Consider the following 25,861-nt stretch of genomic DNA (forward strand, 5'->3'; position numbering starts at 1 on the left):
GAGCCTGACATGTCTGAGCACAATCCACTGGTCCTTTATCGGACCCTGCGCGACACTCTGCGCCGCTACATCCCGACCACGCTACCGATCAGCCGTCGCTATCCAATCCTGCGGCGCGAGTTCCGCCAGTTGCTCGAGGGCAAGGAGCTGGTCAAGGGACCGTATTTGGAAGCACTGCCCGACTTCGAGAAGGGCGAGACGCTGCGCAGTCTGTTGCGCGACCAAGGTGGCTTTCTGAATGACGGTCTCGGAGCTCTGCCCGACTCGCTCCTGGATCGTCCGCTCCATCGGCATCAGGAAGACGCCCTGCGCGTGGCATGCGAGCGCCAGGAAAGCATTCTTTCCGCCACGGGCACTGGCTCTGGTAAGACGGAGACCTTCTTGCTCCCGATCGCGCATCGACTCTTGGACGATCCCGAGCCCGAGCGACCCGGCGTGCGCTGTCTCTTGATCTACCCGATGAACGCGCTCGCGAACGACCAGCTCTACTATCGGATCGCGCCGCTGTTCGGCCAACAGTTGGCCGAGGCGCGGATCAGTTTCGGGCGTTTCACCTCTCAGATCCGGGCCAATACTCGGCGTGACGAGGAGGTGTCGCGTCTGCGCGAGAACGACAAACTGATGGACGCCCTCGGCGGCCAGGTTCCAGATCATTGGCGTCTAACCCGCGAGGAGATGCTGGAGCAGCCGCCACGGATTCTTATCACCAACTACGCCATGCTGGAGCACCTCCTGCTCCTGCCGCGCAACGCGCCGCTGTTCGCCCAGGATACCCTGGAATGCATCGTCCTCGACGAGATCCACACCTACACGGGTGCGCAAGCGACCGAGGTCGCCTATCTCCTGCGCAAGCTCAAGAACCGCTTGGGCCTGACGCGCCGGCTTCAAGTCTTCGGCACCAGTGCCAGCTTGCCATCCGGCGACGAGAACGATCGACGCATCCTGAAGTTCGCGTCGGACCTGTTCGGCGAGCCGGTCGAGCGGGTGATTCGCGGTGAGCGGATTCCACACCAGGGACTGACCCAGCCCAGCAACGCCTCTTTCAGTCTCGATGTCGCCACCTGGATCGGAGTCGGCAAGGCCCTCGAATCCTTGGCCGCCGAGGCGGAGCCCGAGGTTATCCAGTGGGAGGATGCAATTGAGGCTCAAGGAGTGCTCGACCGGGTCCCCCCGCTTCCACAAGGACACACACGCCTCGGCCCAGCGCTGGAGCACGTCTTTGCCCACAATCGCGAGGTTCGCGGCGCGTCTGAGCTCCTCTCAGAAGGCGGCGTCGTGGCCTTCACTGAGGTGGCCGAGCGCTTGTTCGCGCCAGAGACCGGCTCTACCCCGGAGGAGCGCACCGCTGCCCTGAGCGCGTTGGTGCATTTGGGAATGCTCGCGCGTGCGCATGCGGAGGCCTATCCCTTGCTGCCGGCCCGCTATCATCTGGCCGTCAGTGGGATCGAGGGCGTCTCCGTCGCACTCGACGCCACGGCCTCCGAGGGCTGGCGTGCCCTGAAGCCCCTGCGCGTCTACAGCGATGACACGGGGCACTACTACCCCTTGCTGGTGTGCCGCAAGTGTGGTCAGCCCTACCTGGAAGGGTTCGAGCACGCTGGACGGCTGCACAATCGCCGGCCCTCGGTCGACGAGGGACAGGTCCGCCGCCAGGTCTTCTGGCTTGGCAAGCCGCCAAGCGTGCTCACGGTCGACGAGGAGGACCTGGAGGAGGGCGAGGCCGAGAGCACGAAGGGACAGTTCCGGCGGCGCTCCATCGACCCGCGCACCGGTGGTTCTCCCACGGGCGGCGCGACCGGTATTACGCTCTACGAGATCGACACCGTGGAGGATACCGAGGAGCGCACCCACTATGTGACGCGCTGTCCCGCCTGCGGTGGGCGCAGCTCGGGGTCCGAGGCCGAGATCATCACCCGCATGCACCCGGGCAACGAGGCGTTGGCCTCGGTGGTGGTGCAGCAGGTGCTTGAGGCCCTGCCGGCGCGCAAGGATCCCGATGGCGATCCGCTTCCAATGGACGGACGTTCGCTCCTGACCTTCTCCGACAACCGCCAGAATGCCGCCTTCTTCGCCCCCTATTTCGAGCGAACAGCGGGCGAGCTGGCCCTGCGGAGCGCCATCTATCACGCGCTCGCCAATGACGATGAGCCACTGGATCTGCAGCTGTTGTTCGAGGAGGTCTTCAAGACCTGGAAACGCCGCGGTCAGCCGGTCCTGATTGACGAGAACGGCGAGCTCCGAACCAGCATGCAAGGGATGCGCGATCGCCTGATGGGACGCATCGCCGCCGAGTTCTGCACGCCCGGCGGACGACGCAATTCACTGGAGGCGCTGGGCCTGGTTCGCGTTTCTTGGGACAAGACGGGTTATCGCCGACTGCTCAAGGAGATCACGCCCCGCATCCCGGAGCCGCAACGCAGCCAGGCCGAGCCGCTGCTGCGTTTCCTGCTGGAAACCATGCGCCGTGAAAAGGCGATCGCCAACCTCTGGGACGTCGACCTGCGCTCCGAGTACGTCTGGGGAGCTCCCTACGCCGGACATCGCGCCTTCGCCCTGCACTCGGGCGGTGACGCCAGCCATGCCTGGCTGCCTCCGGAAGGCACCAAGCGCCACAATCGCCGGACCTTCTATCTGGTCGAACGGCTTGGTTGGTCCTGGGACGGGGCGCGCGATTTTCTCGCGTTCGTTTGGGACGCCATGGAGAGGGCGAAATTGCGCATCCGGCATCAGCCCGGATACGCCTTGGACGGCAAGGCGCTCCGCTTCGAGCGTGCCGCCGACCATCCGCTCTTCGTCTGTCCAACCTGCGGTCTGCTTCAGACGGATGTGGTGGATGGCTGCTGTACGGCCTTCCGCTGCACGGGGCAGGTCCAGGAGCTCGACGCGGCCGAGCGCTCGCGGATGGCGGAGGAAAGCCATTACATCTACCTCTACCGTCAGGGACGCCCCATGACGGCGCGCGCTCACGAGCATACCGCCTCGCTCTCGACCGATCTCCGCGAGAATGTCGAGCGGGACTTCGCCCGTGGTCGGATCAATCTGCTGAGCTGCACCACAACGATGGAGATGGGCGTCGACCTAGGCGACCTGGAGGCGGTGGTCAACCTCAACATCCCACCGGGCATCGCCAACTATCAGCAGCGTACCGGACGCGCCGGGCGGCGCGCGCAAGCCGCGCCCTTTTGCGTCACCGTCGCCCGCAATGCACAGTACGACCAGGCGATGTTCCGCGGCTTCCGCGACTATCTGGCGGGTACGGCGCCGGTGCCGTTCCTGCTGCTCGACAATGCCCAGCTGTTCCAGCGCCATCAGGTCGGCATTGTCCTGTCCCGTCTGCTGCGTGAGCGCATTGCCAACCTTGCCGTGAACGCCCCCGGGTTGGTCGATCTGTTCGGGGCCAAGTTCGATGCCGAGGCCCTTCAGGAGTTCGTCGACTGGCTCGACCACTGGCTCTCGGAGCCCGCTGGAGTTGCGGCCATTGCCGAAGCCGAGGGGCTCGCCGAGCGTCTGCCCGAGGCGATTCGCGATGCCATCGCGCTGCGCGGAGCAGGCCTGATTTCGCATGTGCGTGAGCAGATCGAGCAGTTTGCCAGAGAGATTCACGAGCGCTGGCAACGCTATGCGGACAAGGTGAACGAGTTGGCCCAGGCGGGTGACGACACGCGCACGCTGCAACAGCGTGCGCGCTGGAGCGGCATGCGTGACCGCTATATGCAGCAATTCCTGGTCGATCAGTTCTCGCAGCGCAGTCTGATACCGACCTACAGCTTCCCGGTGCACAGCCTGACCCTGGAGGTGACGCGCGACTTCGGGCAACAGGGATTCTGGGGCAAGGAGGGGGACATCTCGCTCTCACGCGATGCCATGCTCGGCATCAGCGAGTATGCACCTGGCGCGGAAGTGGTCGCCAACGGCCGCATCTGGACCAGTGCCGGCTTGGCCTTCTACCCGCGCGCCTTCGTCCCAACGGAATGGTATGCGGCCTGCCCCGAATGCCATCACGTCGACATCGGTCTCGAGCGCACCGATCTGCCGCCGGCGTGCAGCAACTGCGGCGCGACCGCGGGCAGGCAGCGTCGTGCCCACCTGCGTCCACGCGGTTTCGTCACCAGCTACGAGGAGCGCACTGGCAAGGATCCCGGCACCACGCGGCGGCGCGAGCGTCCCGCTGATGAGGCGCGCCTCATCACCATCCCAGGAGAGGGCTGCTTCCGGGACTCCGATCACCCGCGGATTCGAGGTGCCCTACTGCGTGCAAGGCCAGCGGATGACGGGCCGGCTGGGCGCATGTTCATCGTCAATCGCGGGCCGGCCCGCAACGGATACCATGTGTGCCCCCGCTGCAACTTCGCCACGCCGGCCTACCAGCCCAAGGCAGTGCCGATCACCCATCGCGAGCCTTTGACCGGAAAGCCCTGCGTGAATAAGGATCCGCTCTGGACGCAGGATCTTGCCCACGAGTTCGATACCGACGTTCTCCTATGGCGCTTCGCGGCGCCGATCCCAGCACCGGATGCCTTGGAGGCCAATCCGCGCCAGTGGGCGGAAGGCTTCGCGCGGACCCTGGCAGAAACCTTGCGCTTCACGGCCGCCAACCGGCTGGAGATCCAGGCGGGCGAGCTGCGCTCTACCTTTCGATTGCGTGCGCGCACCATCGAGATCGTGCTCTACGACGCCGTGGCTGGCGGTGCAGGTTACTGTGTTCGTCTCCATGAGGACGGCTCGATGAAGGCCCTGCTCGCAGACGCGGTCGGGCGTCTGGAGTGCGAGGCCGATTGCGCGAGCGCCTGCACCCTCTGTCTCTGCGATTATTCCAACCAAGCCCATTGGGACCAGCTCGATCGCAAGCCGGTCCAGGCTTGGCTCGCCGAGCTGCGTGACGAGGTCTCCGAGGACCTCTATCCCGGAATGGGGCTCCAGCGTTGGCAGGATCCCAGCCTGGAGCAGTTGGCGCGGGCGCTGAAATCATTGCCCGAGGTGCACCTGCTGGCGCCACGCCTGGTCGGGGAGACGGAGGAAGAGCAGACCTCGCTGCATTGGCTGCTGGACCTGCTGAACGCAGGAATCAAGCTCCATCTCCACCTGCTCGAAAGTCCGCTCACGAGTGCGGCCGCAGCGACAGTCGCCCAGCGCCAAGCGGTGCGCTACCTCGCGCCTTACTTGCAGGACTCGCGGCTGCGGATCGACTATGTCGAGGGGCTCGATCCCATCGACTTGATGCAGCTTCCCCGCGTGATGAGTGGCATCGACGAAGGCGCCCGAGCCTGGTTCTCGCTCCTGCCAACACAGCCTCTCTTACAGGAGCTCCTGCCCCAGCCCGTCTATCGGGGTGCACTTGGCCAGGAGCTGGCTGAGAGGCTGCGCGAGCGATTCGCGTCCGCGCATGCACTGGCGCCGGATGCATTTGTTCCGTCGCTTCCGATCCAGCGCTGGGAGCTGAAAGTCGGTGATCCGCGATCCCCAACGGAATGGTTCACGGACATCGCGGGACAGAGCATCTCGAGCATCACAATCAGGGATCCTTATTGCGCGGCGGGACCGGATCAGATGGCGGCGTTGGTCGACCTCGTGGGATTCTTTGTCGCCACCGCTGCTAGTGTGAGCCGGTTGGTGGTCCATGGTCGGGAGCTGAGGACCAAGGATCCGAACTATCGGCCGCGGCACGTCGCCACTCGGGAGCTGACGGAATCGCTGCGCAAGATCTATCCGGGCAAGAGCCTTCTGGTCCACGTTCAGGAGTTCCAGAAGAGCCGCCACTTCCACGATCGGACCATCGACATCGCGCTGGTCGGTCAGGACGGCTGTGAGGTGGAGTACCGGTACGATCTAACGGGAGGGATCGATTTTCTGCTGGATCCGAGCAAAGAGACCAAGCTCTTTTGCTATCGCGTGGAAACCTGATCAGGGCACCGCGTAGCAGGGTCTTTAAAAAGGACGGCCTCCTACTACAAATTGTGCCATAACAAATGATCAACGCACTGCATGTGGTGGGGCGGGGGACTTTTTCAACGGCCTGATAGGGCGTCTGCAGGACATCTGTAGCAGGACAGAGACAAGAATGCCTGGAATAACCGTCAAAAAACTCGCTCGCGACCTTAATCGGCCTGTCGGCGATCTAATAGATCAACTGCAATTCCTCGATTTTGATATCAGCAGTGAAGACGATCTCGTTACCAACGAGCAGCAGCTATGCCTGCTGAAACAGTCATCTAAGCCCGGTGCAGGACCGAAGAATTCCTCTAACATCTCGATCGCTGACCTGCAAGCCGCGCCCAATCTGACCGCTCTGAACGACCTGCTGACCCGGGCCATGGCCGGGCGGACGATTCAGGCGCTCATCAAGGACGAGGACCTGCAAACGGTCGTCGACACTATCATCGAGCGTTCCGGTGATGAGGCGCAGCCCTTGCTTGCGGCCGCCATGCTCGGCCGCCTGGCGGCCGTCGCCCGCCAAGCGGCACGCGCGGACAGCATCTATGACCGAGCGGATCAGGTTCTGACGAAAGAGCCGCCATCGCTCGCAACCCTCGCCGACGGCGACGGCAAGCAGAAGCACTATGCCGCTCAGGTGTTGAGCCGCGTGAGTGCAGCTTGGGTGTCCAGCTACCGATATCGCGAGGCGCTCGCCATCGACACGGCCGACAACGCCCGTCGCGAGCTGCTGAGCGCCAATCTGATCCATGAAGGGAACATGGCTGATTGGCTTGCGGCCATCAGCCAGCACGCCGGAGAGCTGAGCGGCATCAGCAACGCCGAGGCCCGTCTCAAGCGGATTCGACGCCTCTTCAGCGTCATGCGCGACGTCGCTGACAGTTGGCGGAATGATGTCGGTGCCGAAGCTGGCCTCCGGCTCGCCGACTGCTTGAAGGCCTTTCTCACCGGCAAGCTCGCGGACCTGGATCAGGCCGTTCTCTTCGAGACGCTGGATCACCTGCTTGCCATCCTGGTTCGCGTGATCGAGCTGCGCTTTTCCAACGCGCTTACGGCGCCGACCTACGTCCTTCTGGATCAGGGTAAGCGCCTATTCGGCCAAGTCCTTTGGAGTCGCTTCGTCTCGCAGTCCGCCATTCTCCCGGAGCTGCGTATCGCCCTGCTGGAAGCGGCACTGGTGATCGCACGGCAGACTCGCACCGACAAGCAGATCATGGGCGCATTGGGCGCAGCCTATAGCTCACGATCTCAACTCGCCGCCGCCGTGAAACGGCATTTCGAGGACGCCCAGGATCTAGACCCGGATGTTGCCGAATGGTGGCGCAGCGCCGGCGAGGCGTCCGGCGATCGGCGTCACGTGGAGCACAAGGTTGGCAATACGGAAGATCAGCAGATTGGCGCACTCCTGATCGAGGTCGAGAGCAACCGAGAGGCGATGGAGAAGCTCGGTCGCACCGTGGTGGGCTACCTGGAGATTTCAGAGCCGGTGCTGGCCTCGACCGTCAAGAAGGCCGTGGATGGCTACCAGGGGATCGCGCAGATAGCCCGCCGTCTGGCGCGTATGCGCAAGTTGACCAAGACCGATCTGAAAGGCGGATGCATGCCTTACAACCCGCTCGAGCACGAAATGCTCGGTGGCCACAGACCAGGAATCAGCCGCATCAAAGTGGTGCGCGACGGTATCCAGAAAGAGTTCGGCGGCAAGATCAAGACGCTGGTCAAGCCTTGGGTCGAGCCGGAATCGGAATAAGGAGAGCAAGATGGAATTGGTTGAGGCCAAGATCCTGATCAAGAACTTGCTGAAGCGGGTCAGAGCTCAGGAGGATGGCAGCAAGCAGTTGACCGGCGTACTGACGGATGACGAGCTGGAGGCGCTCCAGTTCGCGCTCACCCTGCTCGATGGTCCTGCGCCCAGCTCTAGCGTCATGCCCACTTCGACCGGCGTGACACCGGCAGTCACGGAGCCGTCGCCGCCGAAGCCAATGGCGCCGATTACAGAGTTTGTCCCGCCGGAGCCGAAGAGCGATGACGTGCCACCGCCACCGCGGGAGTCTGCAAAGCCCGCCAAGTCCGTTGAGCCCAAGCGCACCATCGAGCTCGATCTGAGCGCCTTGACGGCTCCCAAGCCACCCGCAAACGTCCGGCTCTGCCTGGACTTCGGTACGGCCATGTCCAAGGTGACTCTGGTCGAGGACGGCGAGGATCCCGACCTGGACGAGGAAGTGATCGAGGTCCTATCGCTTGGGAAGCCGGGGGATCAGGAGGAGGTCAGCGAGACCATGCTGATCTCCTCGGTCTATATCGACAATGACGGTGTGCTCTGGTTTGGCAAGGCCGCCGTCGATCGGTCCATGATCGAGGGGCAGGACGGCTCCCGTCAGCGGCTGGACAACATCAAGCGGCGTCTCTCGGAAGACGGCTGGGATGAGGATGTTGGCGAGCGCTACAACCCGACCGGGATCCGGGTGACCCACGGTGACATGGTGCTCGCCTATCTGATGTATCTGACCTGGACTGTCAACGGTTGCCTCGAGGAATTGGGCTACCCGTGGAACCTGCCCCGCCGATTCGCAATGCCGTGCCTGTCGGGCGAGAAGGGACGAGAGACGGTGCATCGGCTGAGCCGCGCGGTGGGCGAGGCGCAGGTTCTGGCGGACACCTTCTACCGGACGTTGAAGGACGGCATTCCATTGGAAGAGTTCGTTGCGGCGGTCAGGCTTCTGCGCGAGAAGCCGCGCGAGTACCCGTTCGTCGCCGAAGATATCACCGAGCCGCTCGGCGTGGCCGGCTCGCTCATGAGCTGGCAGGCGCCGGTCGACATGCTCATCATGGTGGTTGATGTCGGCGCGGGAACCAGCGATCTCAGCCTCTTTCGCATCCACTTCAATCCCAACACGGGAAAGAATGTTGCCCTTGAGGTCGAGGATGCCTCGCGTGGCATCCAGGTCGCGGGTAATCATCTCGACCGCATGCTGATCGAGCTGCTCGTCAAGAAGAGCGGCGTTACCTCGGAAGAGCCAATGTGGCTCAACGTGCGCAGTGCGCTCGAGCTCCAGATTCGGGACCTGAAGGAGTCGCTCTTCAACGATGGCTCTGTATTCGTCCCGCTACTGAATGGAACCGAGGTCATCATCGAGCTCGACGAGTTCATGCAGCTTGATCCTGTCCGCCGATTCGGACGAGATCTGCGAGCCACGATGGTCGAGATCCTGGAATCCATCGACGAAAGTTGGGTCAAGTGGGTTACCGCTCACCCAAATCGCCGACTCGTCGTCGCCCTGACCGGTGGTGGATCGGAGCTGCCGATGGTCAAGGAGTTGGCCGAGGGTTTCATCCAAGTCGACGGACTCAGTATCCCACTGGTAAGGGCGCTGGCCTTCCCCAACTGGCTGCGCGATCTGGACGAGGGACTCGAGGCGGACTATCCACGTATCGCGGTCTCTTTGGGCGGGGCACGCAGGCGTCTCATCCAGCGCGGTCCAACCGCTAGGATCACGGCCGGGGACGTTACCCAGGCCCCGACCTTGGGCGGCTACTACTCGAAGGGAAACTGAGTCGTCAGCCATTAGGCTATCGAACTCTGAACCTAACGATCACGAAAGAGACCCCCTGGTGGATTCCAACTTGAATTTTCTCCTACAGATGCGCCTTGTCATCGGCTTCCTCGGCGAGCAGGCCCAGTTCGGATGGTGGCCGACGGCCTTTTTCGAATCCTCGAGCAAGCTCTTCTTGGCGCCCGTGCTCCCGAAGACGCTCCGACTCGCTCAGTACCATGGCGTCGTCGAGGCGGCGCGGCGACTGCACGATGAGCATCTCAATCTGGGCAGCTTCCATCTGTTTCGGTTGCCGGAAGAGGTTGAGCAGGATCTCCACTGTTTGGTGCAGGGCACGGAAGGCGATGGCTCGATTGCCGAGATGCTGCAGAGTCGAGCGGCTGCGCTGGATGCGCTCCAGCGCTTGACCGCGGCAGACGCGCCCGGCTCGGTTGGGCCGATCGCCGTTGGCCCTATCGCAACACTCAACCAAACGGACACCTTGCAGCAGATTGCCGCTGCCTACTGGTCGGCCTTTTCGCAGGGCGCAAAAACCTATCCCTACCTGGTGCCATAGCGCATGTCGACGGCTATGGCTGCCACGATGCGCTATACGACCCAGCTGGGGGCCGGGCTCGGTCTGGTGGATGAGACGAAGACTCTGCTTGATCTCTGGACACCGGGAATGTCTCCGAGTCGCCTCCACCAGGCCGCATTGGAATCGGGTGACTTTCCAACGGTCAGTGCGCGGCGGCTGCGCAACATCATCGTCGAGAGTTTTGCCCCGCGTTATCTCGTCTCAGACGGAGCGCCTGCTCGACATCTCAAGACGCTGTCCCGAGTGCTGCCGACGGCAGATCTGTCCCAGCTCATGCTTATTTTCACCAGCCGTGCGAACCCGATCCTCGGTGACTTCATCCGCCAGGTCTACTGGGTGCGCTATGGCGCAGGGGATACATCCCTGACAAATGAAGATGCGCGAGCCTTCGTCGAGCGTGCGATCGACGATGGCAAGATGCTCAAGCGCTGGTCGGAGAAAACCGTCAGCCGTGTCTCCGGTTATCTCACTGGCTGTTGTGCCGACTATGGCCTGTTGGAGCCTGGGGCAAAGCGCAGCCGACGCATCCTGCCGTTTCGAATCGCTGCTCCGGTCGCGGCCTATTTGGCCTACGACCTACATCTGGCCGGCATTGGCGACAATACACTGTTGTCGCACGCTGACTGGGCCCTCTTCGGATTGGGACGCGAGGACGTACTCGCCGAGCTGAAGCGGCTCTCGCTGCAAGGGCTGCTGATCGTCCAAGCCGCGGGCGATGTCATTCGGATCAGTTGGACTCACCCGACTCAGGAGGCGCTCTGCGATGTCCTCACTCAAGGCTGACTTCAATGAGCTGCGCGAGCGCATCAGGCATGGCCGCGAGATCGGCCACGCGAGCTTCGAGCCGATCTACTACCTCGTCTTCGCCCCCGACCAGATCTTGGCGGTGAAGCGTCAGACGCCGGCATGGATCGCGAAGCTGCGCCAGGATGGCTGGAGTGTCCACGCCTTCTCGATTGCCGAGCACCTTTGGGCGCTGCTCAAGGAAGACCCGCTGTGGTCGCTATGCGTGATGCAAGACAAGACGGCCCCAATGGATTGGCCGCGCACCAACAAATCGTTGGCCGACATCCTCATGGCTCAAGGCGGACTGCTCAAGCGCCTGAAAGACGCCCTGCAGGCTTTGGAGGGGCGGCAAAACGCCTTGTTGCTGGTCAGCGACCTCGAGGCATTGCACCCTTTTCTGCGCATCGGCGCGATCGAGAGCCAGCTCCTGGGCAAGATCCAAGTGCCGACGATCTTCCTCTATCCAGGCATTCGCACCGGTAGGACCCGGCTAAAGTTTCTCGGCTTCTACCCCGAGGACGGAAACTACCGCTCCGTCCATGTCGGGGGCTGAAGCACATTCCGATTCCAAGGAGCCTCTCAACAGGACCCAAGCCATGACGATCCGCACGCTCTTCGACCCCAGCAAAGATATTTCGAGGACCATCGAGAAGGTCATTACCTACGATGCCTCCGAAGAGAGCCGACTCAAGGCCGAGATCTCCGAATACATCGTTACCGAGAGCATCGAGGAGCAGCTCTACGCCCTGCTCGAGTCCATGCAAGCCGCCATGGATGCGGGGGACAGCAAGGACGTGCTAAGCGACATTGCCGTCTGGCTGTCCGGATTCTATGGGTCCGGCAAGAGCTCGTTCAGCAAATATCTCGGTCTTGCCTTCGATGACCAGTGCACCATCGACGGCATACCGTTCCTCAAGCACTTGCAGGACCGGCTGCATCGCTCCCAGACGAAGGCCCTGCTCGGGACTGTCGCCAAGCGCTTTCCGGCCGCGGTCGTCATGCTCGATCTCGCCAGCGAGATGCTCTCCGGGGCCACCATGGAAGACGTCTCCACGGTCCTCTACTACAAGGTTCTGCACTGGGCCGGGTATTCGCACAACCTCAAGGTGGCCGCGCTCGAGCGGATGATCGAGCAAGACGGGCGGACCGACGAGCTGCATGAGCGCGTCGCCCAAGCCCTGCCAGGTGTGACCTGGGACCGTATACAGAACAACATGCTGGCAATCGATGGCCTCATCCCCGCGATCGCCCATGAAATGTACCCATCCCTGTTCCCCGATGCGCAGTCTTTCTCCTCCAGCACGGACGGTTTCTTCCAATTCGAGGACCAGCGCGTTCAGGAGATGATCGACATCGTCCGCGCGAAGAGCGGCAAGCAGAACATCATCTTCATCGTCGACGAAGTCGGACAGTACGTCGCCTCGCGCGACAATCTCATCCTCAATCTGGATGGCCTGGCGAAGAACCTCAAGCGCATCGGCGGCGGCCGGGTCTGGATCATGGCCACCGCGCAGCAGACCCTGACCGAGGACGATCCTCGCGCCGCGCTCAACTCCGACAAGCTCTACAAGCTCAAGGACCGTTTCCCGATTCGAATCGACCTGGAGTCGAGCGACATCAAGGAGATTTGCTACCGTCGTCTCCTGGGCAAGTCGCCGGCCGGACAAGACGCGCTCGGCAAGTTGTTCGACACGCACGGTCAGGCCCTTCGGCATCACACCAAGCTGCAGGATGCCAAGTACTACGACGCCGATTTCAGTCGCGACAGCTTCATCAATCTCTATCCCTTTCTGCCAGCGCATTTCGACATCCTTCTGCACCTCCTGGGGGCGCTCGCCAAGTCCACCGGGGGGATTGGTCTGCGCTCCGCCATCAAGGTCGTCCAGGACGTGCTCAAAGGGGAGGGCGGTACCGCGGCCATGGCGGATCAGCCGGTCGGCTGGCTCGCAACCACCGTGACGCTCTACGACGAGCTGAGCAAGGATATCGGCCGCGCCTTCGCCTCGGTCCATCAGGCCGTTGGCAGGGTGGCGATCCGCTTCCCCGACTCACCACTGCACCAGAACGTCGCCAAGTCCGTTGCGGTCTTGCAGATCCTCGGCAACCTGCCAGTGACCGTACAGAATGTCGCCAGTCTGATGCATCCCGCGATCGACGCGCCATCTCAGCTCGAGGCTGTGCGCCAGGCCGTGGCCGAGATGTTGGCCGATGTTCACGTGCCGCTGGGCGAGAAGGACGGCAATCTCGTCTTCCTGAGTGAGAAGCTGAGAGATATCGAGCAGGAGCGTGGCGCGATCGCACTGCGCAGCGTCGATGTCCGACGCATCTTCAACGAGTCTCTGCGGGAGGTCTTCGATCCACTGCCACGGATCAGCCTGCTGGGTAGCATGGCCGTGACAAGCGGTCTGAAGGTTCAGAGCGGCGGCGGCATCACCGGTCTCGCCGGAGAGCAGCATACCGTTCAGACCGTCGTCGAGCTGGTCGCGGCCAGTGACTACGAGTCGGCCAAGAATCGTGTGCTCGACGAATCGCGCAGCCGTTCGGGGCGCAACACCATTGGCTTGTTGGCCCGTGCGAACCCGGATCTCGACGATCTCGCGGGTGAGATCTATCGTTGTCAGCGCATCAGTGAGCTGCATCGCAACGAGCCGGACCAGGAGATCAAGGACTACTGTACGGGGCAGCTCGACCGTGCCGCCAAGCTCGCCGTCCGACTGCAGAGCAAGCTCAAGCAGACCCTGCAAGCCGGCTCCTTCGTCTTCCGCGGCCAGGTCACGGCCGTGTCAGCCTTGGCCACCGACCTGCTGGAGGCGGCCAAGAAGCTACTCACCGAGGTCGCGGAGCAGGTCTTCGACCGTTATGCGGAGGCACCCGTGCGCGTCAGCACGGATACCGCCGAGAAACTGCTGAAAGTCGCTAATCCGGCAGCCATCGGAAGCACCCTGGATCCGCTCGGACTGGTCCAGACCGTCGCCGGTCGAGCGACCTTCAAGACCGATCACAAGGCGATGATCAGCATCCGCGATACCATCGACAAGCATGGCACCATGGATGGCAAGCGGCTGCTGGAGCACTTTGGCAGTGACCCCTTCGGTTGGTCGCCCGATACGACGCGCTACATCGTGGCGGTCATGCTGATGGCCGGCGAGATCAAGCTCAAGGTCTCGGGCCGGGAGGTGACGGCGGCCGGGCAGCAAGCGATCGATGCACTCAAGACCAACAACGCCTTCAAGCCCATTGGCGTCGCGCTGCGCGACGAGCGTCCCTCCATCGAGACCTTGGGCCGCGCCGCGGAGCGCCTCACCGAGCTGGTCGGTGACATGGTCATCCCGCTCGAGCAGGAGATCAGCAAGGCGGCCGCGAAGCACTTTCCGCGATTCCAGCATGACTATGGCTCTCTCGCGGAACGGCTCAGTGGACTGGGTCTGATGGGAAATGACCGAATCGCCGCGTTGACTCAAGACATCGCTGACGTCCTTTTCACCGACGCCTCCGACGCCCCGCAGCGTTTGGGTGCCGAGTCCTCGACCATTTATGACAACCTGAAGTGGGCTCAGGAGGTGAAGCGTGTCCTCGACCACGGATTGGATGCTACGGTTCGCGAGCTGCAGGCCCATCGCCGCGAGATCGCCGAGCTACCGGATACCGGTGTCCCGGGCGAGCTGCGCGATGAGCTGTCGGACGATCTCGGCACCGTGGGCGAGCGTTTGGCCCGTGAGGATTTCCATCAGCACAGCGCCGATCTCAACTCCCAGCTCACGCACATTCAGTCCCGCATGCGCGAGGCGGTGCGCAAGCTCGCCGATCAGCAGTCGCAGCGGCGCAAGGAGGGTGCCGAGGACTTGCAACGGCTTCCCGAATGGACGGAGCTGACGCAGGAGGAGCGTGGCAACGCGCTGAGCCGACTCGATGGGCTGGCCCTGACTGTGTCCGAGGATCTGAACGGCTTGAAGAAGCTGTTGGCGCGCGACTACGACCTCAACAGCACCTTGGACGACCTCAAGGGTTTCATCCAACGTCAAGGCCGGCGACGCGCACAACAGCGCATCGAGGAGGGGCACTCGCAGTACGGCGATGACGCTCCGCTCAAGCTCAGCAAGTCCATTGCGGTCCCGGCGAAGCTAACCTCAGCGGAAGACATCGACGGACTGATCCAGCAACTCCGCGACATCAAGGCGCAACTCAGCCTCTATGCCGAGATCGAGGTGTCGTTCGTGATCGGAGCCCAGAATGGCCTTTGACCAAACGACCAGAAATCGCCTGCAGCGCTTCGTCAACGAGGCGCGCAGTCTCTTGGAAGAAGAGCTGACGCGGCAGCTTCAGAACGACTATGGGATGGATCCCGGCTCAGGCTCCGTCACGGATCTCGGCAACCTGGGGCATCTGAGCGATGCCCAGCGCGAGACCGCCCGCATCCTGCGCGACACCCTGGCGCACTACCAAGCCAGCGGCGGCGCGGAGGCCAAGCCCGTGCTCCAGCGGATCGTCCGCGAGCAGGCGTTCACCGTGCTCAACCGGCTGGCCGCCCTGCGGATGGCGGAGGCCCGGGGGCTGCTGATCGAATCGGTCGGCAACGGTTACCAGTCCCAGGGCTTTCAGCTCTATGCCCGTCTGGCGGGCGCCGGGCTGGGTGAGACCGGCGACGTCTACCGAGCCTTCCTGTTCAGCGTCTTCGACGAGCAGGCGCTCGACCTGCCGTTCCTGTTCGACCGCTTCTCTCCCCAGGGGCGGTTGTTTCCGCGCGAATCGGCGCTGCTGCCGCTACTCGCCCTGATCAACGACCCCGAGATCGCACCCCTCTGGGCCGAGGACGAGACCATCGGCTGGATCTACCAGTACTTCAACTCCAAGGAAGAGCGCAAGGCGATGCGTGACGCCAGCCAGGCGCCGCGCAACAGCCGCGAGCTGGCCGTGCGCAACCAGTTCTTCACGCCGCGCTATGTGGTGGAGTTTCTGATCGACAACACGCTGGGGCGGCTTTGGCTCAACGCCACCGGCGGTCAGACCGTCCTGCGCGACCGGTGCCGGTATCTGTTGGGGGGTAGTAGGCAGAATGCAGTAGGCAGTAGGCAGAATGCAGTAGGCAGTAGGCAGAATGGGGTAGGCAGTAGGCAGAATGGGGTAGGCAGTAGACAGGAGGTAGAGGGCGATGCACGCTCTGCCGACTTCGCTCTGCGCGACCCGAGAGCCATCAGGTTGCTCGACCCTGCTTGTGGGTCGATGCACTTCGGACTCTATGCCTTCGACCTTTTTTTGGAGATTTACCGCGAGGCCTGGGATTGGGAAGAATGCCTTAGGCAGCCAGCGGAGGGCGGAAAGCAGGATGTAGAGGGTAGAGGAACGGTTGATGGGCGGAATGAATTATCGGGACTTGATTGCGTGGCAGAAATCGATGGATCTCGTGGACGAGATCTATCGACTGACTCGCCAGTTTCCGCCGGAGGAGAAGTTTGGGCTCAGCAATCAATTGCGTCGGGCGGCGGTTTCGATTCCCTCCAACATCGCAGAAGGCCAGGGACGACAGAGTCAGGCGGAGCTGATCCGTTTTCTACAGATCGCGCATGGCTCGCTGAGGGAAGTCGAGACGCAGATTATGATTGCATGTCGGCAGGCCTACATCATGCCAGCGGAGGAGAAACGGACACTCGAAATGTCAGCGGAAGCAGGCCGACTGATCCAAGGACTGATCAACAAACTGAAACAGCGCTGAGCCCTCCATCTGCTTACTGCCCTCTGCATTCTGCCTACTCGACGAAGGAGTCCTTCCTGCGCGATGTCCCGCGTCTCATCATCGAGCACAATATCCACGGGGTCGATATCGACCCGCGCGCCGCGCAGATCGCCTCCCTGGCGCTCTGGCTACGGGCGCAGCGCGCCTGGCACGAGGCTGGCGTCAAGGCCCAGGAGCGTCCCGCGGTCGGTCGGGGTCACGTGGTCGCGGCCGTTGCGCCGCCCGCCGAGCCGGAGCTGCGCCGTCAGCTCGCGGGTCAGCTCGATCATCTCGATGCCGAGCTGTTCGAGCGCACCCTCAAGCTGCTGCGCGGGCTGCCCGAGCTGGGCGTGCTGTTGCACATCGAGCGCGAGCTGCCGGCCCTGATCCGCGAGGTCTTTGGTGAGCATGGCCCGCTTTTCGAGGAAACGGACATGGCCCAGTGGCACAAGGCCGAGGCCCGTCTGCGGGAGGCGCTGACCGCGTTCGCTCAGGCGGCCCAGTCGACCTATCAGGGCCGGCTCTTCGCCCAGGACGCGCTCCAAGGGCTGCGGCTGATCGACTTGGTGCGCGAGCCGTTCGACGTGGTCGTCATGAATCCACCCTTCGGTGCGCTCTCCAGCGGCGTCAAGGAACGGCTGGCCAAGGCCTATCCGCGTAGCAAGAACGACCTCCTGGCGATCTTCGTCGAGCGCGGGCTGGATCTGCTGCGGCCGGGCGGGCGACTCGGCGCCATCACCTCGCGCACTTGTTTCTTCCTGTCGAGCTTCCAGAAGTGGCGTGAGGGTATCGTGCTGGGCGTCGCCGAGCCGGAGGTCATGGCCGATCTGGGACATGGCGTCATGGACGATGCCATGGTGGAAGCGGCGGCCTATTGTTTGGTCAAACGGTGAAGGCAGTGGGCAGTGGGCAGTGGGCAGTGGGCAGTAGCAGGATACCCTGCGTTCTACCGGCTTGGAGGAACGGCGTGTCTGCCCCATCGGCCGATAGGCAAAGTGCGGAGGTAATGCATGTTGACGACTGTTGAAGGTATCTACGAGAACGGTCAGATCCATTTGCTGGAGTCGCTGCCGGGCGTGGCGCGAGCGCGGGTCGTTATTACCGTTCTTCCGGAAACCATGTCTCCCTTGCCGTCCCAGGATGGCTCGCCACTCGACTGGTCGTTGAGTGAGGAAGAGCGCCAGATTTGGGAGGATCTGCCTGACTTTCGAGAAATGCATCCGATTACGTTGGATGCGCTGGACGATAAGCCGTGAAATACCTGCTCGATACCAACATCCTGAGCTACCTAATGCGCGGCTCCTCTACCGTACGGGCAAATTTCGATCGGACGGCCGAATCCGCTGGAAGCCAGTTCGTCCTGAGTCCGGTGGTCGACTACGAGATCCGCCGCTATCTGTTGCTCAAAGGCGCGACTCGCAACTTGGCTCAGTACCAAGCACTGACGTCGACTTGGCTAACACCAACGTTCGACACCGCGCATTGGGAGCATGCGATCACCCTTTGGAGTGAGCGTCATCGTATCGGCAAGCCGATCGCTGATGCTGATCTACTCATCGCCGTGACGGCACTGCGTCAGGATGCCGCGCTGATCACGAACAACTCCGCCCACTTCGAGGGGCTGGGTCTCCGCCTAGAAGACTGGAGCCAGATGTGAGGACGCTCCGGATGTCGATTCCCTTCGAGAGCATCAGCGGTGGTCGGCAAGAGGATCGCGGACGCTCAGATTGGCGACGACGTTGGAGCATGGGGGCGAGCAGTCGGAGCCATATGGATAATGCGCGAAGGGGCAATCGGCATTTCGGAAGGATGCGGATAGAACGATGAAGCGCCAGATTCCCAAACGTCCGCGTCAGGAGCCGTTGATCGAGTCCATCTTGCCGGAGCCGTCCGAGCCGGCAACCGACGATGGGTTCATCGTGGGCGATGCTGTGGTCAATGTCTACCAGCCACGCACGGAATTGGGCCGCCGGCTCGTGGAGCTGCGGCGTGCCCATCTTCTCGGTGGCGGGAAGCTGCTCGACTGGGATGAGATCGAAGCGGAAGCGCGCGAGCGGCGTGGTGGAGTCGCGAATGCCTAACCGAACCGACATCGACGCCAACGGCCTGATGGCAGCGCGGCAGGGGGAGAGCGAGGCGGCGCTCGAGGCCCAGGTCGACAATCTCCTTTCCGCCGAAAAACCAACCAAGCCCATGTTTCGCGCGAGCGAGATCCCGATGACATCGCTGCGGGAGTCCGCATCATGACCCAATTCCTGCGCCTGCTGGCGGAAGACGACAAGGCCCAAGCCCTTCTGGAGACCTGCACCCGACTGCGCGCGGGCGAGGATGATTCGCGACATTTCGAGGTGACGCCGGATGCCTTCGATGCGGTGCCGGGGAAGCCCTTTGCCTATTGGGTGAGCGAGGCTGTGCGTGAGACGTTTGTTTCTCTTCCATCAATGTCTGGCATTGGAGGGGGGGCAAAATGTGGATTAGGCACGTTAGATGATTTCCGTTTTCTGAGGTTGTGGTGGGAGGCTCCCGGCGAACATTGGATTGATTTTGCAAAGGGAGGGAATTTTTCTCCGTGGTATTCGGACATTCATCTGCTTCTCTCGTGGCAAGAAAGTGGAAAGGAGCTAAAGCAATTTGTCCAGGATAAGGTAGGAAGCGCGAGCAGGAAGATTCAGGCTCAAGACTTCTACTTTCGGCCAGGTCTCACATGGCCAAGGCGGACGAATGGTCTCAGTTTTCGAGTCATGCCAGCCGGCTGCATCTTCGCTGATAAGGGTCCAGCGGCGTTTGTTGTTGATGATGATCCAGATGAAATCTTTGGACTTTGCGCGGTACTCAATAGCCGCGCCTTTGACTTGCTGGTCTCTGTTCAATTGGCACGTACCGAGTTGGCGCAGTCCTATGAAGTTGGACTCATCCAGCAGACTCCCATCCCCCAACTGACCACTGACCACCGACCACTGACCACGCTCGCAAAGCGAGCCTGGTCCCTCAAACGCACCCTCGACACCGTCAACGAGACCTCCCACGCCTTCCTGCTTCCAGCCACCCTACGCCCACGACTCGGCGACTACGACCCGCCAGCCATCCAAGCCGAGCTAGAGCAGATCCAAGCCGAGATCGACAGCATCGCCTTTGACCTCTACGGCTTCAGCGAAGCAGACCGCGCAGCCGCGCTCGGCAATCAGTCGACGGAAACCGATCCGAGCCAGGACGACGACGAGGACGAGCAAACCGCCACTGACACCTGTCCACTGACAACTGACACCTTACTCTCCTGGTCCGTCGGCGTCGCCTTCGGCCGCTTCGACTGGCGTCTGGCCACCGGCGAGCGCGCCGCGCCGCCCGAGCCAGACCCCTTCGATCCGCTGCCGCCCAAGAGCCCCGGCATGCTCCCGGACGATGCCGAGCCCTTCCACGCCCATCCCGGCATCCTGGTGGACGACCCCGGCCATCCGCACGACCTGGCGCGTCTGATCGAGGATGTGTTGGAGCGAGTGGGCGGAATGGGGAAGTTCGAAGGCAGAAGGCAGAAGTCAGAAGGCAGTGAGAGCTCAGACCTGCCTTCTGCCAACTGCCTACTGCCTTCTATTCCCGACCCCCGCTCCTGGCTGCGCCGCGACTTCTTCCCCCTCCACCTGAAGCAGTATTCCAAGAGCCGCCGCAAGGCCCCCATCTACTGGCCGCTCGCCACCGGCTCGGGGAGCTACTGCCTCTGGGTCTACTACCCCGATCTCACCAGCCAGACCCTCTATACGGCGGTCAACGACTTCCTCGACCCCAAGCTCGAGCAGGTCGGCGAAGACGTGGCGGTGCTGCGCAACAAGGGCACGGCACGCTCGCGCGAGGAGGAGAAGCGCTTCGAGGCCCTCCAGGGCTTCGAGCTGGAGCTGACCGAGCTGCGCGACACCCTGCTCAAGCTCGCGCCCGGTTACCGACCCAACCAGGACGACGGTGTGCAAATCACCGCCGCGCCGCTCTGGCCGCTGTTCCGTCACAAGCCCTGGCAGAAGGTCCTGAAGGACACCTGGAACAAGCTGCAAAAGGGCGACTACGACTGGTCCCACCTGGCCATGGCCTACTGGCCCGAGCGCGTCCGCGAGGCATGCAAGACGGACAAGTCGCTCGCCATCGCCCACGGGCTGGAGTCGCTCTGCGTCGAGCCGGCGGCGAAGCCGAAGAAGACCCGGGGCCGACGATTAGGAGGAGCGACATGAGCCTGAGCCGTCGCGGACCCAAGCCGAATATTCCGCGTATCGAGTCGTTGCATGTCGAGAACTACCGCGCCTTGCGCAAGGTGGAGCTCGATCGGCTGACGGGCATGACGGTGCTGCTCGGGCCGAACGGCAGCGGCAAGTCCACCATCTTCGACGTCTTCAATTTTCTGTCCGAGTGCTTCCAGTTCGGTCTGCGCCACGCCTGGGATCGGCGCGGTCGCGCCCGCGAGCTCAAGAGCCGTGGAGCCGAGGGTCCGATCGTCTTCGACCTCAAGTACCGCGAGACCCCTGGCACGCCGATCATCACCTATCACCTTGCCATCGAAGAAGGCAGCAAGGGCCCGGAGGTGGTCGAGGAGTGGCTGCAATGGCGACGCGGCAAGCACGGACAGCCGTTCCGATTTCTCGCGTTTCGACGCGGCGCGGGCCAGGCCGTGAGTGGCGAGCTGCCGGATGCCGAGGACGAGCGCAAGGAGACGACACTCCGTTCGCCGGATCTGATCGCGGTGAATACCTTGGGGCAGTTGGCGGAGCATCCGCGCGTCGCCGCCCTGCGCGAGTTCATCACCGATTGGTATGTGTCCTATCTCTCGATCGATCAGACGCGCAGCCAGCCGGAGGCCGGCCCTCAGGAGCGTCTGAGCAAGAGCGGCGACAACCTGCCCAACGTCATCCAGTACCTCAAGGAGCAGCACCCGGAGCGGCTGGAGGAGATCTTCGCGGTCCTGCGTCAACGGATCCCGCGACTGGAGCGGGTCGAGGCCGATCCCATGCCGGATGGCCGGCTGCTGCTGCAGATCAAGGATGCCCCGTTCGAGCAGCCGGTCCTGTCCAAGTTCGCCTCCGACGGCACCATGAAGATGCTGGCCTATCTGACCCTGCTGTACGATCCCGAGCCGCCGCGCTTCATCGGGATCGAGGAGCCGGAGAACTTCCTGCATCCGCGCCTGCTGCCGGAGCTGGCGGAGGAGTGCCGCGCCGCGGCCGAGCGCTCCCAGCTGCTCATCACCAGCCACTCGCCCTTCCTACTGAACGCAATGCGCGCCGATGAGGTGCGCGTGCTCTACCGTGACGAGCAGGGCTTCACCCAAGCGGTCCGCGCGAGCGACATCCAGGGGGTGCCCGAGTTCATGGATGCGGGTGCGTCCCTTGGCTATCTCTGGATGGAGGGACATTTCGGCCTGGGGGATCCTCTGACCAACCAAGGCCTTCCCCGGACCGGAAAGAGGAGTGACGGTTGATGCTGGAGCGGTTGATCGTGCTCGTGGAAGAGCTCTCGATGGAGGCCGTGCTGGATCAACTGCTTCCCAAGATGCTGCCGGAGACGGATTTCGAGATCCGTCGTTTCCAGTGTAAGGACGATCTGCTCAAGAACCTTCCGAGTCGCTTGCGCGGGTACAGTGCCTGGCTGCCTGAGAGCTGGGCCATCCTGGTGCTGGTGGATCGGGATGACGATGATTGCCTGGAACTGAAGCAGATCTTGGAGGCCATGGCGACCGAGGCGGGACTCACGACCAAGACGCTTGCGGGGGAGGGGCGTCGGTTTCAGGTCGCCAACCGGATCGCGATCGAGGAGCTGGAAGCCTGGTTCTTTGGCGACTGGGAGGCCGTGCTGGCGGCTTACCCGCGCGTCTCGGCAAGGGTTCCGAAGAAGGCGGCCTTTCGGGATCCCGACGCCATCCGTGGCGGGACCTGGGAGGCGCTGGAAAGGACACTCCAGAACGCGGGCTACTTCAAGAGCGGATTGCGCAAGCTCGAGTGTGCCCGTGCCGTCGGACAGGAAATGGACCCTGGGCGCAACACCTCCAAGAGTTTTCAGGCATTCAGCGGAGCGGTCACCGCCGCTCTGGTCGCGCCGTGACCGATTGCATCAGCATTGACGATAGAGCCTATGAGCATCGCCGAATTCATCCGTGAGACCGTCCTACGTCCGCGCCTGGAGGCCGCTGGCTGTCTGGTGGTTTATGACGCCGATCGGCGCTATCGCGACCTCTGCATGGCGCTCGCGGCCGAGAATCTGCGCGTGGTGGATGCCTCTCACAGTAGCATCGAAAGCCGGGAGGCGGCCGTCATGGCATTGCGCGCGCTCGGTCAGCCGCATCAGGAGGGAGGGCAGACCCTCGACGGGGTGCTGATCTATGTTCCTGCCAAGCGTCCCGAGACCGATGAGCAGAAGCAGGTCGATCCCTTTGCGCTCTATGCCGAATGCGGGGCCTGCTTCCCCCAGGACGACGGCGACGACTATCTCAGCCTTTGTCTGCGTGCCAAGCCGGATCACGCCACCCAGATCCGTCAGCTCTTCGCCAGCACGCCGGACGGGCCGGGCTTCGAGGTGATCGATGCCGTCGGCGGCGGTCTGAGCTGGCCGCAATTGCGCGCCGCGCTCGGGATGGAGTCGAGTCGCGAGATCCTGGCCGCCCTGCTGGTCCCGAGCGAGGGACAGCGCGCGGCGCTGAAGACGCACGAGGGCTGGGCGCAGGAGGCGCGGGATTTGTTGCGCGCAACCCTGGGCCTGTCGCTGAAGACACGGGGCAAGACGTGGGCGCCGGTGGCTGACGAGCTGTGGCGCTATCTCTTGTTCAGCGAATTCGTCTTCGATCTTCCTGGCGCCTTGCCGGAGGCCCTGAAGGGCGTGCCCCATGCGCCGGCCGAGGCGCGGCCGATCGTGGACGACGTCTGTGAGCGGCTGCGTACCGATCCCCGCTTGCGCACGGTCTACATCGAGCGTGCCGAGGCCATTGAGACCGAGCTGAATCTGGTCGAGCTGTGTGGCGGCATCGAGGATCTGGGCGAGCGCGATACCTTCCCATTCGAGGAGCGGACCTTTCTGCGCGTGGCGATCGCCGGCATCACCGCCAACGATGTGGACGCGACGCGTCGGATGCTGGTGCGTCAGGCGTGCTCCGTGTGGGTCGGGAAGGGCGAGAGCCAAGCACAATGGGAGCTGGTCCGTGCCGGGCTCCATTTGGTCGAGGCCTGCGAGGACCACGAGCGCCAGCTGCCCGAGCATGCACGCTCGCAGGAGGCGCTGCTGGACTTCTACCTGGGAAGCCTTCGCGAGGTCGACCGATTGCAGCGTGAGCTCGAGCAGGCGGTGGGGGACGTGCTCGACCCCCATGGCCTGATGCAGGAAGTGGTCGAGCAGGCGCGCGCCCGCTATCGTCGTCTGACGGAGAAGGTGCAGGGCATCTTCGTCAAGCACCTGGAGGGCAGCGGTTGGCCGCCGACTGGGCGGCTGGCGAATGCGGACGTCTTCGATCAGTTGTTGTCGGACCGGCTCAAAGAGCGTGGTCGGCGCGTGGCCTATCTGATGGTGGATGCCCTGCGCTACGAGCTGGGCATTGCCTTGGAGAAGCAGCTCAGCGAGGACGGCCCGGTCGAGCTGCGAGCGGCCTATGCACAACTGCCCAGCATTACGCCGGTCGGCATGGCCGGCCTCCTGCCTGGGGCACGTGCCCGGCTGACCCTGGATCTGCACAATGATGGGCTCCTGCCGAGACTCGATGGCGTCGCTGTTGGCACCGTCGGTCAGCGGATGGAGGTGCTGCGCGCCCGTTTCGGCGACCGGTTCGCCGAGCTGTCCTTGAATGATTTCGTGCGGGCCAAGCCACAAATCCCCGACACCGTCGACCTCCTGGTGCTGCGCTCCACCGAGATCGACAGTCAGCTGGAGAATAACCCGGAGACCACGCTCGGCTTGATCCCCGGAATCCTGAAGCTGATCCGAGTGGCGCTGCACAAGCTTCGCGGTCTGGGCTTCAACGAGGCGGTCATCGTCACCGATCACGGCTTTTTCCTCAACGCCCAGGCCGAGGCTGGCGATGTCTGCGTCAAGCCGCCAGGTGACTGGCCGGTCAATGCCCACGATCGAATGTTGCTGGGTACTGGCGGCGGCGTCGGTGTCTCGGATGGGCACAACCTGATCGTGAGCGCCGACAAGCTCGGGATCCAGGGCGAGTTTGCGCAGGTGGCCCTGCCGCGCAGCATGGCACCCTATCGCGCGGGCCATCTGTATTTCCATGGCGGGGCGTCACTGGCCGAGGCCGTCGTGCCGGTTGTGATCGCCCGCCTGGATCCCGCGGGTCAGGCCGATGCGCCCAAGATCAAGATCGCACTGACCTATAAGAGCGGCGCCACGCGGATCACCACGCGGATTCCGGTCATCGACATCGCGCTCTTGGCCAAGGACGTCCACACCGAGGATCTGTTCGCGGGTGATACCAGTCTGGAGATGGTCGGTGTGGAGGTGCTGCTGGAGGCGCAGGACACCAAGGGCAACGTGGTCGGCGAGCCGAGGCCGGGTGCCCAGGTCGATCCCGCGACCCGCTCGGTGATACTGATGCCGGGACAACGCCAGCAGATCGCGCTGGGTATGGATCCGGACTTTGAGGGCAAGTTTACGGTGCGAGTACTCAACCCGGTGACCCTGGCCAGCTATGGCATGTTGAAATTGGAGACCGATTACACGGTATGAACGCCGATTCACTCGACCAGAAGCTGATCAGCGCGTTCGACGGCAAGATCGTGCGCAAGGATTTGCTGCATCGGATCAAGAAGGGCACCAACGTGCCGACCTTCGTGCTGGAGTTCCTGCTCGCGCGCTTCTGTGCGAGCGACGACCAGGCCGAGATCGACGCCGGAATGGAGGCGGTCCTGGCGACCTTGCAGGACAACTATGTGCGTCCGGACGAGGCCAATGCGGCGCAGTCGAAGGTGGCGACCAAGGGTAAGCATCGTTTCATCGACAAGGTGCATGTCAGCTATGTCGAGAAGGAGAAACGCCACTGGGCGGCGCTGGAGAATTTCAACTCGCGGCGCATTGCGATCGGCGAAAAGTTCTACCGCGACAATGATCGGCTGCTGGAGGGTGGCATCTGGGCCGAGGTGACGGTCGCACACAATGATATCGAGGAGGACGACTACGCCTTCTACATCGAGGATCTGCGCCCGATCCAATTGTCCCGCTTCGACTTCGACCGCTATACGCAGGGGCGTCAAGCCTTCAGCCGTGAGGCCTTGATCATCGTTTGGTCCACTGTTGCTAAGCTGCCACAGGGACGAGGTGCGGCTGCCTCGCCGGGCGCGGTCG

Annotated in this window: 17 protein-coding genes; all 17 read left to right on the forward strand. The window is 63.0% G+C overall.

All coding sequences use genetic code 11. From position 1 onward, the window contains the following. The first annotated feature begins 9 nt into the window (after nucleotides 1-9). On the forward strand, nucleotides 10-5,901 hold the full coding sequence (locus tag G3446_RS10655) for a DEAD/DEAH box helicase (RefSeq protein ID WP_164452817.1): 5,892 nt from the start codon (nucleotides 10-12) through the stop codon (nucleotides 5,899-5,901). A 409-nt stretch (nucleotides 5,902-6,310) separates the two neighbouring features. Beyond that, nucleotides 6,311-7,681: a hypothetical protein gene (locus tag G3446_RS10660; RefSeq protein WP_164452818.1), complete on the forward strand. Its 1,371-nt coding sequence runs from the start codon at nucleotides 6,311-6,313 to the stop codon at nucleotides 7,679-7,681. Between the two features lie 10 nt (nucleotides 7,682-7,691). Next, the gene (locus G3446_RS10665; RefSeq protein WP_164452819.1) at nucleotides 7,692-9,485 is read left to right on the forward strand and encodes a hypothetical protein; all 1,794 of its coding nucleotides are present in this window, start codon (nucleotides 7,692-7,694) and stop codon (nucleotides 9,483-9,485) included. A gap of 70 nt (nucleotides 9,486-9,555) precedes the next feature. After that, nucleotides 9,556-10,041: a BrxE family protein gene (locus G3446_RS10670; protein ID WP_245232430.1), complete on the forward strand. Its 486-nt coding sequence runs from the start codon at nucleotides 9,556-9,558 to the stop codon at nucleotides 10,039-10,041. Between the two features lie 27 nt (nucleotides 10,042-10,068). Then, nucleotides 10,069-10,845, forward strand: coding sequence for a DUF1819 family protein (locus G3446_RS10675; protein WP_245232440.1), 777 nt, complete (start codon nucleotides 10,069-10,071; stop codon nucleotides 10,843-10,845). Continuing rightward, nucleotides 10,826-11,401, forward strand: coding sequence for a BREX protein BrxB domain-containing protein (locus tag G3446_RS10680; protein WP_164452821.1), 576 nt, complete (start codon nucleotides 10,826-10,828; stop codon nucleotides 11,399-11,401). Before G3446_RS10675 ends, G3446_RS10680 begins: the two co-directional genes overlap by 20 nt. Before the next feature lie 43 nt (nucleotides 11,402-11,444). Further along, nucleotides 11,445-15,089: a BREX system P-loop protein BrxC gene (brxC, locus tag G3446_RS10685; protein ID WP_164452822.1), complete on the forward strand. Its 3,645-nt coding sequence runs from the start codon at nucleotides 11,445-11,447 to the stop codon at nucleotides 15,087-15,089. Beyond that, the gene (locus G3446_RS29120) at nucleotides 15,079-17,451 is read left to right on the forward strand and encodes an Eco57I restriction-modification methylase domain-containing protein (protein ID WP_425338389.1); all 2,373 of its coding nucleotides are present in this window, start codon (nucleotides 15,079-15,081) and stop codon (nucleotides 17,449-17,451) included. The genes brxC and G3446_RS29120 overlap by 11 nt, the downstream gene beginning before the upstream one ends. Before the next feature lie 117 nt (nucleotides 17,452-17,568). Then, entirely contained in the window at nucleotides 17,569-17,814 is a 246-nt protein-coding gene (locus tag G3446_RS10705) for a hypothetical protein (RefSeq protein WP_164452823.1), read from the forward strand. Then, the gene (locus tag G3446_RS10710) at nucleotides 17,811-18,215 is read left to right on the forward strand and encodes a PIN domain-containing protein (RefSeq protein ID WP_164452824.1); all 405 of its coding nucleotides are present in this window, start codon (nucleotides 17,811-17,813) and stop codon (nucleotides 18,213-18,215) included. The genes G3446_RS10705 and G3446_RS10710 overlap by 4 nt, the downstream gene beginning before the upstream one ends. Before the next feature lie 166 nt (nucleotides 18,216-18,381). Continuing rightward, nucleotides 18,382-18,639: a hypothetical protein gene (locus tag G3446_RS10715; RefSeq protein ID WP_164452825.1), complete on the forward strand. Its 258-nt coding sequence runs from the start codon at nucleotides 18,382-18,384 to the stop codon at nucleotides 18,637-18,639. Next, entirely contained in the window at nucleotides 18,632-18,805 is a 174-nt protein-coding gene (locus tag G3446_RS10720) for a hypothetical protein (protein WP_164452784.1), read from the forward strand. The genes G3446_RS10715 and G3446_RS10720 overlap by 8 nt, the downstream gene beginning before the upstream one ends. Further along, nucleotides 18,802-20,772, forward strand: a complete 1,971-nt coding sequence (locus G3446_RS10725) for a BREX-1 system adenine-specific DNA-methyltransferase PglX (protein ID WP_164452826.1) — start codon at nucleotides 18,802-18,804, stop codon at nucleotides 20,770-20,772. Before G3446_RS10720 ends, G3446_RS10725 begins: the two co-directional genes overlap by 4 nt. Continuing rightward, nucleotides 20,769-22,013, forward strand: coding sequence for an AAA family ATPase (locus G3446_RS10730; RefSeq protein ID WP_164452827.1), 1,245 nt, complete (start codon nucleotides 20,769-20,771; stop codon nucleotides 22,011-22,013). Before G3446_RS10725 ends, G3446_RS10730 begins: the two co-directional genes overlap by 4 nt. Then, the gene (locus tag G3446_RS10735) at nucleotides 22,013-22,633 is read left to right on the forward strand and encodes a DUF4276 family protein (RefSeq protein ID WP_164452828.1); all 621 of its coding nucleotides are present in this window, start codon (nucleotides 22,013-22,015) and stop codon (nucleotides 22,631-22,633) included. The genes G3446_RS10730 and G3446_RS10735 overlap by 1 nt, the downstream gene beginning before the upstream one ends. A 30-nt stretch (nucleotides 22,634-22,663) precedes the next feature. Then, nucleotides 22,664-25,246 (forward strand): PglZ domain-containing protein, encoded by a 2,583-nt coding sequence (locus G3446_RS10740; RefSeq protein WP_164452829.1) that lies wholly within the window; start codon nucleotides 22,664-22,666, stop codon nucleotides 25,244-25,246. Further along, on the forward strand, nucleotides 25,243-25,861 hold a 619-nt coding region (locus G3446_RS10745; protein ID WP_245232432.1), incomplete at its 3' end, for a BREX system Lon protease-like protein BrxL. The genes G3446_RS10740 and G3446_RS10745, both read left to right, overlap by 4 nt.

The organism is Thiorhodococcus minor, assembly GCF_010820565.1.
GTDB lineage: Bacteria > Pseudomonadota > Gammaproteobacteria > Chromatiales > Chromatiaceae > Thiorhodococcus > Thiorhodococcus minor.

Bases quoted from the DNA above. Each gene is read 5' to 3' on its own strand.
- G3446_RS10655 (WP_164452817.1), top strand. From the start codon at position 10: ATGTCTGAGCACAATCCACTGGTCCTTTATCGGACCCTGCGCGACACT.
- G3446_RS10660 (WP_164452818.1), top strand. From the start codon at position 6,311: ATGGCCGGGCGGACGATTCAGGCGCTCATCAAGGACGAGGACCTGCAA.
- G3446_RS10665 (WP_164452819.1), top strand. From the start codon at position 7,692: ATGGAATTGGTTGAGGCCAAGATCCTGATCAAGAACTTGCTGAAGCGG.
- G3446_RS10675 (WP_245232440.1), top strand. From the start codon at position 10,069: ATGCGCTATACGACCCAGCTGGGGGCCGGGCTCGGTCTGGTGGATGAG.
- G3446_RS10680 (WP_164452821.1), top strand. From the start codon at position 10,826: ATGTCCTCACTCAAGGCTGACTTCAATGAGCTGCGCGAGCGCATCAGG.
- brxC (WP_164452822.1), top strand. From the start codon at position 11,445: ATGACGATCCGCACGCTCTTCGACCCCAGCAAAGATATTTCGAGGACC.
- G3446_RS29120 (WP_425338389.1), top strand. From the start codon at position 15,079: ATGGCCTTTGACCAAACGACCAGAAATCGCCTGCAGCGCTTCGTCAAC.
- G3446_RS10705 (WP_164452823.1), top strand. From the start codon at position 17,569: ATGTTGACGACTGTTGAAGGTATCTACGAGAACGGTCAGATCCATTTG.
- G3446_RS10715 (WP_164452825.1), top strand. From the start codon at position 18,382: ATGAAGCGCCAGATTCCCAAACGTCCGCGTCAGGAGCCGTTGATCGAG.
- G3446_RS10720 (WP_164452784.1), top strand. From the start codon at position 18,632: ATGCCTAACCGAACCGACATCGACGCCAACGGCCTGATGGCAGCGCGG.
- G3446_RS10725 (WP_164452826.1), top strand. From the start codon at position 18,802: ATGACCCAATTCCTGCGCCTGCTGGCGGAAGACGACAAGGCCCAAGCC.
- G3446_RS10730 (WP_164452827.1), top strand. From the start codon at position 20,769: ATGAGCCTGAGCCGTCGCGGACCCAAGCCGAATATTCCGCGTATCGAG.
- G3446_RS10735 (WP_164452828.1), top strand. From the start codon at position 22,013: ATGCTGGAGCGGTTGATCGTGCTCGTGGAAGAGCTCTCGATGGAGGCC.
- G3446_RS10740 (WP_164452829.1), top strand. From the start codon at position 22,664: ATGAGCATCGCCGAATTCATCCGTGAGACCGTCCTACGTCCGCGCCTG.